Source organism: Vibrio sp. 970, from assembly GCF_033339075.1.
Map to the genome: position 1 here is coordinate 1 of NZ_JAWOTW010000614.1, position 574 is coordinate 574.

1 protein-coding gene is annotated in these 574 nt (G+C 46.2%); it reads right to left on the reverse strand.

All coding sequences use genetic code 11. The annotated features are described in order from the left end of the window. On the reverse strand, nucleotides 1-574 hold a 574-nt coding region (tssC, locus tag R7Q11_RS28190), incomplete at both ends, for a type VI secretion system contractile sheath large subunit (RefSeq protein ID WP_225467229.1).

Sequence of the window (574 nt, forward strand, 5' to 3'; positions counted from 1 at the left end):
TTTGAAGCCATGGTTTGAGCCAAGCAACCGCGTTGTAAGAACCAGGAGAACCTGGAATCTCCTTAACTTGTACGCGAGCGTCGGCAAGAGGGTATTTCGCACGAATTTCTTGACCACCACCTTCAGAAGCGTTCACATAGCCAAGAATCCAACGGTTCAACCAAGATTCAACGTCTTCTGCTTCCATAAAGCTACCGATCTTGTCTCGAGCCATTACTTTCAAATAATGTGCAAAACGAGAGGTTGCCATCATGTAAGGAAGTCTTGCTGAAATTGCCGCGTTTGCTGCCACTTCTGGAGATTCATGATTTGCTGGTTTTTGACAAGTTTGAGCACCAAAGAACACGGCATAGTTTGTATTTTTGTAGTGACACAACGGTAAGAAACCCAGTTTACCCAATTCCGCTTCACGGCGGTCTGTAATGCCAATTTCCGTTGGGCACTTCATATCTGGGTCACCATCATCACTCATGAAGAAGTGTGTTGGTAGGTTATCAACTCGCCCACCACCCTCTGCGCCACGAATAGCAGTACAGAAACCATACTTAGAAAATGCATCCGTCAGTTTGACGCC